The 14240-nt window shown below is 70.1% G+C and carries 17 protein-coding genes; 9 read left to right on the forward strand and 8 right to left on the reverse strand.

Annotation, left to right across the window (positions count from 1 at the left end; genetic code table 11):
* Nucleotides 1–30 precede the first annotated feature (30 nt).
* The gene (locus AC1RAD_RS13545; protein ID WP_492735337.1) at nt 31–1035 is read right to left on the reverse strand and encodes a DUF1120 domain-containing protein; all 1005 of its coding nucleotides are present in this window, start codon (nt 1033–1035) and stop codon (nt 31–33) included.
* A gap of 66 nt (nt 1036–1101) precedes the next feature.
* Here AC1RAD_RS13545 and AC1RAD_RS13550 point away from each other — a divergent pair, with 66 nt between their 5' ends.
* Together AC1RAD_RS13550 and AC1RAD_RS13555 are read left to right on the forward strand one after the other, a co-directional pair.
* Entirely contained in the window at nt 1102–1779 is a 678-nt protein-coding gene (locus AC1RAD_RS13550; RefSeq protein ID WP_492735339.1) for a response regulator, read from the forward strand.
* Between the two features lie 50 nt (nt 1780–1829).
* Entirely contained in the window at nt 1830–4148 is a 2319-nt protein-coding gene (locus AC1RAD_RS13555; protein ID WP_492735341.1) for an ATP-binding protein, read from the forward strand.
* Between the two features lie 12 nt (nt 4149–4160).
* Here the strand turns inward: AC1RAD_RS13555 and AC1RAD_RS13560 are convergent, their stop codons facing one another.
* Nucleotides 4161–5048 (reverse strand): LysR family transcriptional regulator, encoded by an 888-nt coding sequence (locus AC1RAD_RS13560; protein WP_095745258.1) that lies wholly within the window; start codon nt 5046–5048, stop codon nt 4161–4163.
* 131 nt (nt 5049–5179) lie between these two features.
* On the opposite strand from AC1RAD_RS13560, the gene AC1RAD_RS13565 reads away from it, so the two are divergent.
* Both AC1RAD_RS13565 and AC1RAD_RS13570 read left to right on the forward strand, forming a co-directional pair.
* The gene (locus AC1RAD_RS13565) at nt 5180–6178 is read left to right on the forward strand and encodes a tripartite tricarboxylate transporter substrate binding protein (protein WP_062472854.1); all 999 of its coding nucleotides are present in this window, start codon (nt 5180–5182) and stop codon (nt 6176–6178) included.
* Nucleotides 6175–7362: a M20 aminoacylase family protein gene (locus tag AC1RAD_RS13570; RefSeq protein ID WP_492735343.1), complete on the forward strand. Its 1188-nt coding sequence runs from the start codon at nt 6175–6177 to the stop codon at nt 7360–7362. Before AC1RAD_RS13565 ends, AC1RAD_RS13570 begins: the two co-directional genes overlap by 4 nt.
* 4 nt (nt 7363–7366) lie before the next feature.
* Here the strand turns inward: AC1RAD_RS13570 and AC1RAD_RS13575 are convergent, their stop codons facing one another.
* Nucleotides 7367–8251 (reverse strand): AraC family transcriptional regulator, encoded by an 885-nt coding sequence (locus AC1RAD_RS13575; protein WP_492735345.1) that lies wholly within the window; start codon nt 8249–8251, stop codon nt 7367–7369.
* Nucleotides 8252–8346: 95 nt separating this feature from the next.
* Between AC1RAD_RS13575 and AC1RAD_RS13580 the strand changes: the two genes are divergently transcribed.
* From AC1RAD_RS13580 to AC1RAD_RS13595, 4 genes are read left to right on the forward strand one after another with little or no spacing between them, the layout of a single operon-like run.
* A complete protein-coding gene (locus AC1RAD_RS13580; protein ID WP_492735347.1) occupies nt 8347–8895 on the forward strand; it encodes a carboxymuconolactone decarboxylase family protein in 549 nt (182 codons plus the stop codon).
* A 1-nt stretch (nt 8896) separates the two neighbouring features.
* A complete protein-coding gene (locus AC1RAD_RS13585; RefSeq protein ID WP_492735349.1) occupies nt 8897–9448 on the forward strand; it encodes a redoxin family protein in 552 nt (183 codons plus the stop codon).
* Between the two features lie 22 nt (nt 9449–9470).
* Nucleotides 9471–10163: a glutamine amidotransferase gene (locus AC1RAD_RS13590; RefSeq protein WP_492735351.1), complete on the forward strand. Its 693-nt coding sequence runs from the start codon at nt 9471–9473 to the stop codon at nt 10161–10163.
* The gene (locus tag AC1RAD_RS13595) at nt 10160–10861 is read left to right on the forward strand and encodes an MOSC domain-containing protein (protein WP_492735353.1); all 702 of its coding nucleotides are present in this window, start codon (nt 10160–10162) and stop codon (nt 10859–10861) included. Before AC1RAD_RS13590 ends, AC1RAD_RS13595 begins: the two co-directional genes overlap by 4 nt.
* 6 nt (nt 10862–10867) lie before the next feature.
* On the opposite strand, the gene AC1RAD_RS13600 is transcribed toward AC1RAD_RS13595, so the two are convergent.
* Genes AC1RAD_RS13600 through AC1RAD_RS13610 form a run of 3 tightly spaced genes read right to left on the reverse strand, consistent with a single transcriptional unit; the run spans nt 10868 to nt 12337 of the window.
* Nucleotides 10868–11497, reverse strand: a complete 630-nt coding sequence (locus tag AC1RAD_RS13600; protein ID WP_492735355.1) for a type II secretion system protein GspJ — start codon at nt 11495–11497, stop codon at nt 10868–10870.
* On the reverse strand, nt 11494–11859 hold the full coding sequence (gspI, locus tag AC1RAD_RS13605) for a type II secretion system minor pseudopilin GspI (RefSeq protein WP_492735357.1): 366 nt from the start codon (nt 11857–11859) through the stop codon (nt 11494–11496). Before gspI ends, AC1RAD_RS13600 begins: the two co-directional genes overlap by 4 nt.
* Complete coding sequence (locus AC1RAD_RS13610) at nt 11849–12337, reverse strand: prepilin-type N-terminal cleavage/methylation domain-containing protein (RefSeq protein WP_492735359.1); 489 nt, start codon at nt 12335–12337, stop codon at nt 11849–11851. The genes gspI and AC1RAD_RS13610 overlap by 11 nt, the downstream gene beginning before the upstream one ends.
* Nucleotides 12338–12496: 159 nt before the next feature.
* Between AC1RAD_RS13610 and AC1RAD_RS13615 the strand changes: the two genes are divergently transcribed.
* The gene (locus AC1RAD_RS13615; protein WP_492735360.1) at nt 12497–12928 is read left to right on the forward strand and encodes a type II secretion system protein N; all 432 of its coding nucleotides are present in this window, start codon (nt 12497–12499) and stop codon (nt 12926–12928) included.
* 13 nt (nt 12929–12941) lie between these two features.
* On the opposite strand, the gene AC1RAD_RS13620 is transcribed toward AC1RAD_RS13615, so the two are convergent.
* Nucleotides 12942–13577, reverse strand: coding sequence for a transposase (locus AC1RAD_RS13620; RefSeq protein WP_447743976.1), 636 nt, complete (start codon nt 13575–13577; stop codon nt 12942–12944).
* Nucleotides 13574–14209 carry an RNA polymerase sigma factor gene (locus AC1RAD_RS13625; RefSeq protein ID WP_492735362.1) on the reverse strand — a complete coding sequence of 212 codons (636 nt, stop codon included), beginning with the start codon at nt 14207–14209 and terminating at the stop codon, nt 13574–13576. Before AC1RAD_RS13625 ends, AC1RAD_RS13620 begins: the two co-directional genes overlap by 4 nt.
* Between the last annotated feature and the right edge of the window lie 31 nt (nt 14210–14240).

Genomic DNA, 14240 nt, shown 5'->3' on the forward strand with positions numbered 1-14240 from the left:
GGGATCGACGGGCTGTTCGTCAGTTGCTGCTTACAGGTAGACGAGTTCGAACGTCGACAGGCCATCCAGCGGGATCTGCTGGGTCAGCGGCAGGTTGCTGCCCTTGTCGATGGCGGTCACCACACGGATGTCGGCCGTGATGGCGGTGTGGGCGCCCGGCACCGTTCCCGTGGCACTGGCGGCGAAGGCAACGAGCGTGCCGCCGTCGCCGGTCATGCCGCCCGCAAAGTCCGACCAGGTGGCTCCGCCGTCCACGCTGTTGATGTGTTTGGTGCTGCCTTGATCGGCAGTCTCTTTCGTGATCTGCAACGAATAGGCGCCGATGTTCTTGCCATCCACAGCGCCCAAGCCGAACTTCGCATTCGTGGCATACCCCGGGATGGTTTCCAACGCGGCGACCGCCGTTGCAGCGCGTTCGTCGATCACCTTGAAGCCGAACAGCACAGGCGCATCGCAGCTCAGCGTCAGTTGGGTCGACTTGTCCGCGAGCGTGGTCTGGGCCGTCGGATTCAGCGAGCTAGCGGGAATGTTGCCGTAGTCGACCACGCCGCCGCCTGTGAAAACGGGCGTGCAGGCGGCCGGCACGATGATGCCGGCGATCCGGAGCTCGGCACTGTCGGCGCTCGCCTGGCCGGGTACGAACATCACGGCAGCCGCGCAGGTGACAGCGGCAAGGGTTGCAATTTTCTTCACTGGTATTTCCTCAAGAACTTCAAAAAAAGGTTCAACGAAGGATTCGTTGAACCCCACCCATGGCCTCGAAACGATGCGTCGGACTGCACCGCAACGAACCCAATCCAACCGCCGATGCATCGGGTTTCGCGTTGCAAGGGCCTTGCGCCTCTTGCGGCGAGCGCCCTTGAAAGTGCGCACGAAAAGCGTGTGAGCGGCGGCGTGTTTTGTTCCGATGAATTGTTCTTTTCGGGTGCTTTTCCCGATATAGAAATACAACGAAAAACCGGGAGGTCGACTTAGGGATCGTTCGAAAATTCGAACCCGGGGCGGCGCGGGCTCGTACGGCGTGCGCTCACGCATCCCCTCGTTGTGATGGTGTCGACGTGGGGGCGAGCCGCCTACGATCCGCCCACTGGGAGGGTCCTCATGGCACACCACCTCGCCGCGCAGCCGCTGCGCCTGATGCTGCTCGACGACCACGCGGTCGTCCGGCATGGCCTGATCGCAAGATTGGCGGACGAGCCCGACCTGTCGGTGGTTGGCAGCCATGCCACCAGCCGCGAACTGCTCGATGCCCTGGCCACCGTGGCGGCGGATGTCGTGCTCGTGGATTTCTCGCTCGGCCCTTCGGACATCGACGGGCTCAACCTCCTGCGGGCACTGAAGGTCCGGCATCCGCGCAGCCGGACGATCGTCATCTCCGCGCACTACAGCGCGGCCACCGTGGCACTGGCGTTGAAAGCCGGCGCGCGCGGCTATGTCGGCAAGAACCAGGAACTGGACGAGCTGGTGGCGGCCGTGCGCACGGTGAGCAAGGGCCGCATCCACCTGCATCCCGACATGGCGGCGGACATCGCCACCCTTTCCGAGGCCGCGTCGCCCCACACCGACGCCGAGGCGCTCACGAAGCATCCCCAGCTGTCCCCGCGCGAGCGCGAGGTGCTGCGCTGCTGCCTGGAGGGCCTGTCGGTCACGCAGATCGCCACGAAGTTCTCCCGCAATGTGAACACCATCAGCACGCAGAAACACGCGGCGTTCCGCAAGCTCGGCATCCGCACGGACAACGAGCTGTTCAAGATCCGCCACCAGCTGGACAAGACATGAATCCCTGGCCCGCTCTCGGGCGAGTGGCCCGGTGGACGATGTGCGGCGCGATGGCCCTCCCCGCAGGCCCTGCCTGGGCGCAGGCGCAGCCCCTCTTCACCGACGAGGAACAGCGCTGGATGAAGGCCAACCCCGTCGTGCGCTATGCCGCCGACACACGGCTGAGCCCGCTGGAGTCCATCGAGCACGGCCGCTACAAGGGTTTGATCGCGGAGTACCTCGACGCGGTCGCCCGCAAGTCGGGCCTGCGCTTCGAGCTGCACGCCACCCCCGACTGGCAGGAAGCCCAGCAGGCCTTTCTCGACGGCAAGGTCGACATGTTCCCGAACGCCAGCGCCCAGCGCACCACGCGCGAGGTCGGCGCCCGGCTGCGCCTGACCGATCCCTTCTTCGTGGCGCAGACGATCATCGTCACGCGCACCGATGCCCCCTTCGTCCTGCACATGAAGGACCTGGACGGCAAGGTGGCGGCCGTGCGCGGCGGAGGCACCTACGCCCATGTCTTCGCCGAGCGCTACCCCGGCGTGCGCGTGCTGCCCACCAGCGAACCGATGGAAAGCCTCGATGCGGTGATCACCGGCGAGGCCTACGCCGCCATCGGCTCCGACGCGGTGTTTCTTCCCATGATGCGCCGCAGGCATGCGCGTCAGCTGAGCATCTCCGGCACGATCGGCGATCTCCTGTACGTGGCCCAGATGGGCGTTCGCGCCGACCTGCCGCTGCTGCATTCCATCGTGGAGAAGTCGCTCGCCAGCCTCTCGGCGGCGGAGACCGGCCAGATGAACGACCGGTGGCTGGAGCAGACCGACTTCGGCGAGCCGTCGCTGCTGTCGATCGTGCGCTACCGCCTGCCGCAGCTGTTGCTGCTGCTCGGCGGGGTCGTGCTGCTCGGCTGGTTCGCCTGGCGCGCCCGCGTGGCGCAGCGCGCCGCGCAGAAGAGCGAGCGCACCAAGTCGAACTTCCTGGCGGTCATGAGCCACGAGATCCGCACGCCCATGAACGCGGTGCTGGCCTCCATCGAGATGCTGGCGCACACGCCGCTGGATGCGCGCCAGACGCGCTTCACGCGCACCGCCTCTGCGGCCGCCGAAGCCCTGCTATCGCTGCTGGACGATGTGCTCGACCTCTCGAAGCTGGACGCCCGGCGCCTCGCGCTGGAACTGGTGCCCACCGACGTCGACGCGCTGGCGCAGAAGGTGGCGCATGTGGCGCGCGTGAACGCGCAGGACAAGCCGCTGGTCATCGCGGTGCGCACGCACAACCCGTCGGGCCGGCAGGTGCTGATCGACCCCACGCGGTTGCGGCAGGTGCTGCTCAACCTGCTGGGCAATGCCGTGAAGTTCACCGAGCGCGGGCACATCGACGTGACGCTGGAGCTTCTGGACGATGGCGACATGAACGGCCTGCTGACCGTCACGGTGAGCGACACCGGCATCGGCATTGCGCCCTCGCAGCAGGCCTCCCTCTTCGATGCGTATTCGCAGGCGGACAATTCCACGACCCGGCGCTTCGGCGGCACAGGCCTGGGGCTGACCATCTGCAAGGAGCTGGTCGAGTTGATGGGCGGCGAGATCCGGTTGACCAGCCGCCTCGGTGCGGGCACCTCGGTCGAGTTCGCCCTGCCGGTGAAGCTTGTATCGCCCTCACAAGAACTGTCCAAGGATGCCGCTGCGACGCATGGCAAACCGTCTTCCAGTCCTGCGGCCACCGTGCTGGTCGTGGAGGACCATCCGGGCAACCAGTTCATCATCGCGGAGCAGTTGCGCATGCTGGGCTACGACGCCCGGATCGAAGCCGACGGCGCGGCGGCGCTGGCCGCACTCGCGCCGCCGCATCCTTTTGCGCTCGTGCTCATGGACTGCCACATGCCGGGGATGAGCGGCTACGAAGCGACGCGCCGCCTCCGGGAGCGCGAGCGCGAGGCCGGCGCCGGCCATCTGCCCGTGATCGCGATCTCGGCGGCGACCGACTCGGCGCACCTCGACGAATGCATGGAAAGCGGGATGGACGGCGTGCTCAAGAAGCCGCTGCGCCTGGACGAGCTGTCGAGCATGCTGCAGCTCTGGCTGGGCGGGACGCCCTCGTCGCAGCAACGCCCCGACACGGCCTTGCCGCCGCAGTTTCACGAGGCCATGGCGGAAGACCTTGCGGCGCTGCGTCGGGCGTTCGCTGCGGGCGATAGCGCGAGCGCGGCGCACCATGCGCACCGGATCAGGGGCGCGGCCTTGATGGTCGACGCCGCGGCCGTGGCCGCTCCCGCCGATGCGTTGGAAGAAATCGCTCGCGGCGAAACCGCTTCGGATCACATGCGCGTGGCGGACCTGCTGGACGAACTCCAGCTTGCGCTGTCGGCACAGGCGGCGTCCTGAGCAGACGGTGCCCTACGCCCCCGCCATCCGTTCCTTCATCAACCGCCGAAGAATCGCCAGCGCCGGCGCCTCGGTGCGCTGGCGCAAGGTCACCAGCCCGAAGCGCGCCGTGCCGCGCATCGGCGGCTCCATCCGCAGCTCGACCAGGTCGGGTGCCGACTCGTGCACCGCGAGCAGCACCGTGTCGCTCTGGCGCACCACGTCGGCGATGCTGGGCAGCTCCTCGCACTGCAGGGTCACGCAGTTGGCAGGATGCGCCTGCGGGCCGTAGGTTTCGACCAACCCGCGCGCCACCTCGTCGCTCAACGGCGTCGAGGCGATCGGGTAGCGTTGCACCGCCTCGAAGCTCACGCCCTTGCGCAGCCGTGTGAGCGGATGGCCGCGGCGGCACAGGAAGGCGCCGCGCAGCTCGTACACGTGGGTCAGCACCAGGTCGGGCGCGGGCTTGAGCGCGCGCGCATCGACCACCAGCGCGTCCAGGCTGCGCTCGCGCAGCGCCTGCGCCAGCAGGTCGGTGCTGCCGCGCGCGATCACGGTGCGCACGGCCGGGTGGTGCGTCGCCATGTGCAGCAAAAAGGGCGTCATCAGCAGCGCGCCCGGCCCCGAGCCCAGCCCGATGCGCACCGTGCCGCCCTCGCCTTCGCGCATCTGCCGGCCGCGGTCGCGCAGCGCCTCGGCCTCCGACACCAAAAGCCGCGCGCGCTCCAGCACCTCGCGCCCGAAGACCGTGAGTTCGTTGCGCCGGCCGATGCGGTCGAACAGCGGCATGCCCAGCTCGTCTTCGAGCGCGCGCACGCTGCGGCTGAGCGCGGGCTGCGTCAGGTGCAGCGCCTGCGCCGACTGGCTGAACGAGCCCGTGTGGGCCAGCGAAATCAGGTGCCTCAGTTGAACCAGCGTCATGGCGAAAACCTCGTTTTCATGAATGCATTGGACTCATGCTAATGCAGCCAACAATGCATTGGACGTTGCGTCGGGCCGCTCCTAGCATTCCCCTGCATCCGGCCCCACGAGCCGGCACCACCCCAGGAGACATGACTTTGACGACGACTTCGCTCTTCCGATCCGCGCTGCTGCTCGGCTGCGGGCTGATGCTGGCGGCCGCGGGCCCCGCCCGTGCCGACGGCTTTCCCGCCAAGCCCGTGAACCTGATGGTTCCCTATCCCGCCGGCGGCCCCTCGGACGCCACCGCGCGCATCTTCACCGTGCCGCTGGGCAAGGCGCTGGGCCAGCAGGTGGTCGTGGAGAACCTGGGCGGCGTGAGCGGCGCCATGGCCGCGCAGAAGGTGCTGGCCGCGCCGGCCGACGGCTACTACCTCTTCCAGGGCTCGCCCAACGAGATCATTCTTGCGCCGCTGGCCAATGCGGCCGTGAAGCTCAAGGCCGAGGACTTCCGCATGGTGCACCCGGTGGCCGAGGCCGTGATGGTCTTCGTTGCCCGCAAGGACCTGCCGGCCAACAGCGTCGACGAGCTCATTGCGCTGGCGCGCAAGTCGCCCGACAAGCCGCTGTCGTACGGCAGCGTGGGCATCGGCTCGCTGTACCACCTGATCCTCGAGAAGGTGCAGCTGGACACCGGCGTGAAGCTCATGCACGCGCCCTACAAGGGCAATGCGCCGCTGCTGCAGGACATCGGCGGCGGCCAGGTCGACTTTGCCGTGCTGGTCTACAGCGCCGCCATGGGCGCGCTGGCCGACCAGGGCCGGCTGAAGATCCTCGGCCAGCTCGGCGGGCAGCGCTCCGAGCTGCTGAAGAACGTGCCCACCGCCAGCGAAGGCAAGGAGCTGAAGAACGTCAACTACAAGACCTGGAGCGGCTTCTTCGTGCGCAAGAACACACCTGAAGACGTGGTGCAGAAGCTGCATCAGGCCGTCGGCGCGGCGCTGAAGGAAACCAGCGTGCGCGAGCAGCTCGCGGCCCAGACGCAGCTGGCCTCGCCGCAGACGACGCTGGCCGAATCGGCGAAGTTCTACGAAGCCGAGACCGCGCGCTACCGCGACATCGCCAAGTCCATCCGACTGGAACCCCAATGAGCACCACCGCCCTCCTGAACGACCTGCACGCCAGCGCCGACACCTTCATCGGCATCCGCCGCGACATCCACCAGCACCCCGAGCTCGGCTTCGACGAGCATCGCACCTCGGCGCTGGTGGCCGAAAAGCTCCAGGCCTGGGGCTACACCGTCGAGCGCCACATCGGCGGCACCGGCGTGGTGGGCCGGCTGGTGCGCGGCAACGGCACGCGCCGCCTCGGCCTGCGCGCCGACATGGACGCCCTGCCCATCGACGAGGCCACGGGCCTGGCCTACGCCAGCGAACACACGGGCGTGATGCACGCCTGCGGCCACGACGGCCACACGGCGATGCTGCTGGCGGCGGCGCAGCACCTGGCCGAGCGCGGGCGCTTCGACGGCACGCTGAACCTGATCTTCCAGCCCGCCGAGGAAGGCGGCGGCGGCGCGGTGCGCATGATCGACGACGGCCTGTTCGAGCGCTACCCCTGCGACGCCATCTTCGCGATGCACAACATGCCCGGTATGGCGCAAGGCCGGCTGGCGATGCGCGAAGGCCCGGCCATGGCCTCGTCCGACTACGCCACCATCACCCTCACCGGCGTGGGCGGCCACGGCGCCATGCCGCACCGCGCGGCCGACCCCATCGTGGCCGCGGCCAGCATCGTGATGGCGCTGCAGAGCGTGGTCTCGCGCAACATCGACCCGCTGCAAATGGCGGTGGTCACGGTGGGCGCCATCCACGCGGGCAAGGCCAACAACGTGATCCCGCAGAGCGCGGTGCTCGAGCTGAGCGTGCGCGCCCTCGACCGCGAGGTGCGCAAGAAGATCGAAACCCGCATCAAGGCGCTGGTGGCCGCGCAGGCCGAGAGCTTCGGCGTGCAGGCGCAGATCGACTGGCGGCCCGGCTACGCGGTGCTGGTCAACACGCCCGAAGAAACCGCCTTCGCGCGCACCGTGGCCGAAGAACTCGTGGGCCCGGCGCAGGTCACCTGGCAGACGCCACCGCTGCCGGGCAGCGAAGACTTCGCCTTCATGCTGGAGCGCGTGCCCGGTTGCTACCTGCTCATCGGCAATGGCGACGGCGACGCGCACGGCGCCTGCATGGTCCACAACCCGGGCTACGACTTCAACGACAGCAACGTTGCCGTGGGCGGCGCCTACTGGGTGCTGCTGACCGAGCGCTTTTTGCGCGCCGCGACCTGAACGTTCAAGAAGACTGCCGCGCGAGCCATTCGCGCGGCGACACGCCCACCTTCTGCGCGAACAGGCGCGACAGCGCCGAAGCGTTCGCGTAGCCGAGGCTGTCGGCAATCGCCTTGACCGACGCGCCCGTGCGCAGCTCGGCCTGCGCGATCGTCAGGCGCCACTGCGCCAGGTAGTCGGCGGGCGTCGCACCCACCACCGCCTTGAAGCGCGCCGCGAACGCGCTGCGCGACATGCCGGCCTCGGTGGCCATCTGTTCGAGCGGCCACGGCTCGCCCGGTCGCTCGTGCAGCGCGACGAGCACGCGCGCCAGTTGCGGATCGCCCAGCCCGGTCAACAAACCTGCGGGCACGCCGCTCTCCTGCGGATGGTCGAGCAGCCAGCGCAGCAGCTGGATCAGCACCACCTCGAACAGCCGGTCGGCCAGCAGCCGGTGCCCGCACAGCACGCGCCCGGTTTCCGCGAACAGCAGCGCCAGCGAAGCTTCGAGGCCGTCGACCGCATGCAGCGGTAGCCGCACCAGGGGCGGCAAGGCGCGCACCAGCGGGTGCGCCTCGCCGCCGTCGAAGTCGACCGTGGCGCAGACGAAATCCGAGCCTTCGGTGGGCGCGTTGTGGAAGTCGTGCGCCAGCGGGCGTGGGTAGAACAGCAGGCTGGGCTCCTTCACGACCAGCTTGCGCGGCACGCCGGCCGAACGCACCGACGGCGCCGAATGCGTGACCACCATCTCGCCGCGCCGCATCACATGCAGGAAGCTGCGCCCCTCTTTCGCCGCGAAGTGCGTCACGCCGCACAGCGGCCCCGTGTGGAACAGGTGGGCCCGGACACGGAAACGCTCGAGCAGGGACGAGAGCCTGTCGATGGGCGGCGGCGGTGTTGCGCTCGGCATTGGACGAAAAGGTATGTTGAATGGATTAAAGCGTTCAAATCATACGGATTTTCGGAAGACACTGCCCCCATCGTCATCACCGAAAGGAAGTCTTCATGCCCCGCGTCAACCTCGTCACCGACACCGCCGCCACCGGCGACGCCCAGTCCTTGCTCTCCCAGATCCACGGTGCCTTCGGCGCCACGCCCAACATGTTCCGCGCCGTCGCCAATTCGCCCGCGGCGCTGCGCAGCCTGTGGGGATCGTTCGGCGCGCTCGGCGGCGGCGTCATTCCCGCGCAGCTCGGCGAGCAGATCGCCGTGGCCGTCGCCGACCGCAACGCCTGCCACTACTGCCTCGCGGCGCACACCGCGCTGGGCCGCAAGGCGGGCGTCTCGGCCGCCGACATGGCGACCGCGCAGGCCGGCGAATCGGCCGACCCGCGCACCGCGGCGGCGCTGCGCTTTGCGCTCAAGCTCGTCGATGCGCGCGGCCAGGTGAGCGACGCCGACGTGCAGGCCCTGCGCGCCGTGGGCTTCGACGACCGGCACATCGTCGAGATCCTGGCCCACGTCGCGCTGAACCTGTTCACCAACTACGTGAACGTGGCGTTCCAGGTGCCGGTGGACTTCCCACAGGTGAAGCTGCGCACCGAGGCGGCCTGACATGGCCTGGCCACGCCCCGAGTCGCCCGAGCTGCAGGTCGCGCAGTGGCTCAACACCGATGCGCCCGTCACGCTCGCGTCGCTGCGCGGCCGGGTCGTGGTGCTGCATGCGTTCCAGATGCTGTGCCCGGCCTGCGTGTCGCACGGCCTGCCGCAGGCGAAGAAGACGCGGCAACTCTTCGCCGAGAAAGACGTCGCGGTGATCGGCCTGCACTCGGTGTTCGAGCACCACGACGTCATGACGCCCGCCGCGCTCGACGCCTTCGTGCGCGAGTACCGGCTGGGCTTTCCCATCGGCATCGACCAGCCCTCGCCCACCGGCGGCATTCCCGCCACGATGCGCGAATACCAGTGGCAGGGCACGCCGAGCACGGTGCTGGTCGACCGGCAGGGGCGCCTGCGCATGAGCCACTTCGGCATGCTCGACGACATGGCGCTGGGCGCCGCCATCGGGCAGCTCGCGGCCGAGGAGGCGTCTGCGCACCTCATTGCCCAACCTGCAGACGATGCATCGCCAGACGGCCCCTGCGACGACACCGCCTGCCGCGCCTGAAAGAAGAAAGGACACTCGCCGCATGCCATGCATCGCCCTGCAACACCTCGCCTTCGAAGACCTCGGGCGCTTCGCGAACGTGCTGACCCAGGCCGGCAACGCCATCGACTACCGGCAGGCGGGCCCGTCCGCGCTCAGCGTCGACGAGTGGCGCCACGCCGACCTCGTGCTGGTGCTCGGCGGCCCCATCGGGGCGTACGACACGGCGACCTACCCCTGGCTCGCCGAGGAGATCGCCGGCCTGCGTGAACGGCTGGCGCTGCAGCGGCCCACGCTGGGCCTGTGCCTGGGCGCGCAGCTCATGGCCCGCGCGCTCGGCGCGCGCGTGTACCCGTCGGGGCACACCGAGATCGGCTGGGCGCCGGTCGACCTGGGCGCGGCGGGCCGAAGCTCGTGCCTCGCGGCGCTGGACGGCGAACCCGTGCTGCATTGGCACGGCGACACCTTCGACCTGCCGCCCGGCGCCGAACTTCTGGCAAGCACCGCGCGCACGCCGCACCAGGCCTTCAGCCACGGCCGCCATGCGCTCGCGCTGCAGTTCCACCCCGAGGCCGACCCCGCGCGCATCGAGCCCTGGCTCATCGGGCACCACCACGAACTGGCCGCGGCCGGCATCGACATCCCCGCGCTGCGCGCCCGCAGCGCCGAGCTGGCCGACGTGCGCTCCGATGCCGCGACGCGCATGCTGACCGCCTGGCTGGCTCAGCTCGCATGACGCAACCCGCCCTGCCCATCGACGCGCTGCTGGTCGGCCCCGTGGCCTTGCTGCCCGACGGCCGCACACGCAGCGGCATCCGCAAGACGCCGACGGCCGATGCACTGTGGCTGTCGCCCACCGGCTTGCAGGGCGACGCGCAGGCCGACCTGCGCATCCACGGCGGTGTCGAGAAGGCCGTGCACCACTACCCGCGCGAGCACTACGCCGGCTGGGCGGCGGGCGGTCACTGCACCGAACAGCTGGCGCACTCGGGCGCCTTCGGCGAGAACATCTCGACCACGGGCTGGGACGAATCGACCGTGTGCATCGGCGACATCGTGCAGCTCGGCGATGCGCGGGTGCAGGTGTCGCAGGGCCGGCAACCCTGCTGGAAGCTCGACGCGCACTTCGGCAGGCCCGGCATGGCGCGCGAGATGCAGGCGCGCGGCTGCACGGGCTGGTACTACCGCGTGCTCGAACCCGGCTGGGTGCGGGCCGGCGCGATGGTCACGCGCGTGGAACGCCCGCACCCGGACTGGCCGCTGTCGCGCCTCATCGCCCTGCTGTTCTCGCGCGACGCGCGGTTCGCCCCCGAATGGGAACAGGCCGTCGCCCTGCCCGCCTTGGCTGAGCGCTGGCGTGCCACGTTTCGCAAGCGCGTGGATGCGGGGCGCGTCGAAGACTGGGAGCCGCGGCTGCGCACACCGCAGGCCTGACGCAGTTCAGAACGCCAGCACGCGCCGGAACGACCGCGCCGCGGCGTCGTTGCCCGCCGACACCGCCAGCAGCAACTCCACCCCGGTGGCCGGTGCGCGCGCCGGCGCCACGCCCGGCAGGCGGCGCCAGCCTAGGCCGGGTTCCCAGGCGCGCAGCTGGAAGGTAGCGACCCCGTCGAGCACCGCCACCCGGTCCGCAGGCTGTGGCGCCTGCAGCGGAAACACGGCCGACACCGGCCCCGCCGCGCGGTAGAGCACATCGCCGCGCACCCACCACTGCACGCGCTGCCACTGCCCGGGCGCGGCCGGTGCGGTGCGCACGATCTCGACCACGAACGGCGCGCCGTTCGGCTGACGCGCCTGCATCGCCACCGGCAGCAGCGGCATAGCGGCCGACGGATTCGCCGATGCCGCCGCCGGTGCCGGCAGCTCGGTGGTCGCGCGCAGGGCCACGTCGCGCTCGAATTGGTCCAGCGCGCGCAGCAGCCGGGCCACGCGCTCGGTGCGGTCTTCGAGCTGGTCGTTCGCACGGCTCACGCTGTCCAGGCCGCGCCAGGCCATCACGGCGAGCACGGCCATGAGCGCGATGGCGATCATCACCTCGACCAGCGTGAAGCCGCGCTGCATCGGCCTCATGGCGGTGCGCTGCGCGTGTGCAGCGTGGCCAGCAGGCGGTCTTCGTCGTCGGCCGCGTAGACCTGCACACGCACGGGCCGCAAGCCATCGACCACGGTTCCCACCTCCAGCCGGCAGACGAAGCGGATGCCGCCCTGCGGGCAGTCGCTGCGCGACACGCCCGGCGCCCCGGGCACACCGCCCAGCTGCAGCTCCGCCAATTGGTTCCCCGCCGACAGCATCGCCAGCGACTGCCGCTCCAGCAGGCCGAGGTTGCCGATGGTGAGGCTCGAGGCGCGCACGATCGCGGCCAACGCAATGCTCACGATGGTCAACGCAATCAAGATTTCGATCAGCGTGAAGCCGCGGTTCTTAGCGCACATGAAACGCCCCGGACGCATCCCGCGTCACCGTCACCGTGGTCGCGCCATGCCGAAGTTCGCGCTGCCAGCTGGCGCCCACAGGCTCCGACGTGAGCACGACCGGCCCCGCCGGCACGACCTCGACCGGCCCCACGCGCCAGCCGCGTGGACGCAGTTCGTCGTCCGCCGCGAAGGTGTCGAGCGCGCCGAGCGTCGTCACCTGCGGGATCGCGCTGCCGCCGCGCTGCACCCAGGTGCCGCGCGCAAAGCGGTAGCCCTCGGCATCGGCCTGCCAGGCGATCGTGCGGCCGTCCACGCGCACCTCGTTCTGCGCCACGGCCAGGTGCCGCACCAGCTCGCGCGCGTCGCGCCGCAGTTCCTGCGCGGGGTCGGGCGCGATGCCCAGGCTGATCGCGGCGGTGGCGATGCCGACGATGACCAGCACGATCATGAGTTCGATCAGCGAGAAGCCGCCCTCCCCGCCCGTGCGTGGTCGCATGCCGCTCGTCATCCCGTCCTGGAAACACGCCATGCGGCCGATGCTAGGCAGGCTGCGTGATGCCGCGATGAAACGCCGTGCTGACACGAAACCCCAACGCCCGCGTGATAGACACAGGGGGTGCCCGCCGCCCTCGCGGCCCGCTGACCGCCCTTCACCATGCGCCCTTTCACACCACCTTCCGCCCGCCTTCTCGTTCATGCCGCGGGCCTGTCGCTGGTCGTGGCCGGTGTCGTGACCTGGGGCCGGCTGCTCACACCTTCTGCCCCGCAAGTGCGAACCGCGCCCGCGCAGGCCGTCGTCGCCGATCCCACGGCCGATGCCCTCGCGGCCTGGTTCGGGCCCGGCGAGGTCCGCGCGAACATCGCGGTCAAGGGGTTGATCAAGGGCGCGGGCCAGGCCGGCGTGGCCGTGCTGTCGGTGAACGACGGCGCGCCGCAGCCCTACCGGGTCGGCGATGCGCTGGGCCGCGCGCTCACGCTCGCGGGCATCGAGGCCGATGCGGTGATGGTCGACAAGGCCGGCACCTCGCTGCGCATCGCCGCGCCGGTGCTGCCCACGGCGCCCGGCATCGTGCGGGCCGGGCCCTGAACCTTCGCGGCGCTCAGGGCGCCGTTTCGCGCGGGCGCGCATCCGGCGCCGAGGCCCAGTTCGACAGCGCGTGCAGCAGCCCGCGGTTGACGCGGAAATCGCCATCGCCCGACTCCGGCAAAAAGGCGCCCGACAGCGCCCGCGTCACCACGCGCACCGCGCGCGGATCGCCGCCGAAGGCTTCGAGCTCGCGCGCAAAGGCCGCGCGCGCGGGCAGCTCGTCGGCAAAGCGCTCGAAGCCCACGAACCAGCGAAAGAGCATGTTGTAGGCCAGGCTCTCGTGCACCTTCTGCGCGTCTTCGAGCGAATAGATGATCTGCAGCATCAGGCTCTTGAACAGCGTCGCGGCATCGACCGTGCCGCCGTGCTGGCGCTCCAGTTCGGCCAGCAGCGTGCGTTCGCAGCGCAGCGTGTCTTCCACCTGGTCGCGCAGTGCCACCAGCGGATGGCTCTGCGGCACCAGCGCGCGCAGGTTGTCGGCCTGCACCCAGGCCTGGTGGCTCACGATCCAGACCCAGGGCGAGCCGTAGCGGTTGACCGCCACCGGGCCTTCGCGCGCGCGCTCGACGATCTTCGAGAGCCGGGCGTCGAGCTCCTGCATGGTGACCCGCAACGGCGACATCCACTTCATCTCGTTCGCTCCCTTCACGTTGCCGCGCCGTCGCGGCGCAATTCGGCCAGCGCCTGCCGCAGCGTGGTGTCGACCCGCCGCGCCGTCGTGCCCTGGCGACGGGCCACGTCCTGGCGCGACATCTCGTGCCAGCGCAGCGCCAGCAGCACCGAACGATGGCGCTGCGGCAGGCGCGCCATGGCGCGGTCGACGGCGGCGACGTCCGAGCGGGCCTGCGCGATCTGCGCCGGGCCGGGGCGCGGGTCGGCCATCGCCTCGAGGTCGGCGCCTTCCGCGCTCACGCCCTGCCAGCGCTTGCGTGCGCGGATGCGGTCCATCGCGAGGTTGGAGGCCACGCGGTACACGTAGGCGTCGGGGTTGGCAGGCACCTCCTGCAGCGTGCATTCGCCCAGCCGCAGCCAGGCCTCGTGCAGGCATTCGCTGGCCAGGTCCGCGCAGCCGAGCTGCCGTTCGAGGCGCCGTTGCAGCGGCGCGTACTGCGCCACGAGGTGCTGCTGCAGCTGCACACCCGGCGTCGGCGCTGGCACCGGGCGCGGGGCCGGGCGCAGTGCAGGCAGCGCAACCCGGTCGTCGATCAGGCGCCAGACCGAAGGCCGCATCGAGGAGAACCGGTCCGGGGCGCGTCGCAAGGCGTGAGGATGGGGAGTCATGGTCGGTTTCGCTGAGCGCCCGCCGCGCCGC

The organism is Variovorax sp. GW823-FHT04B03, from assembly GCF_058796495.1.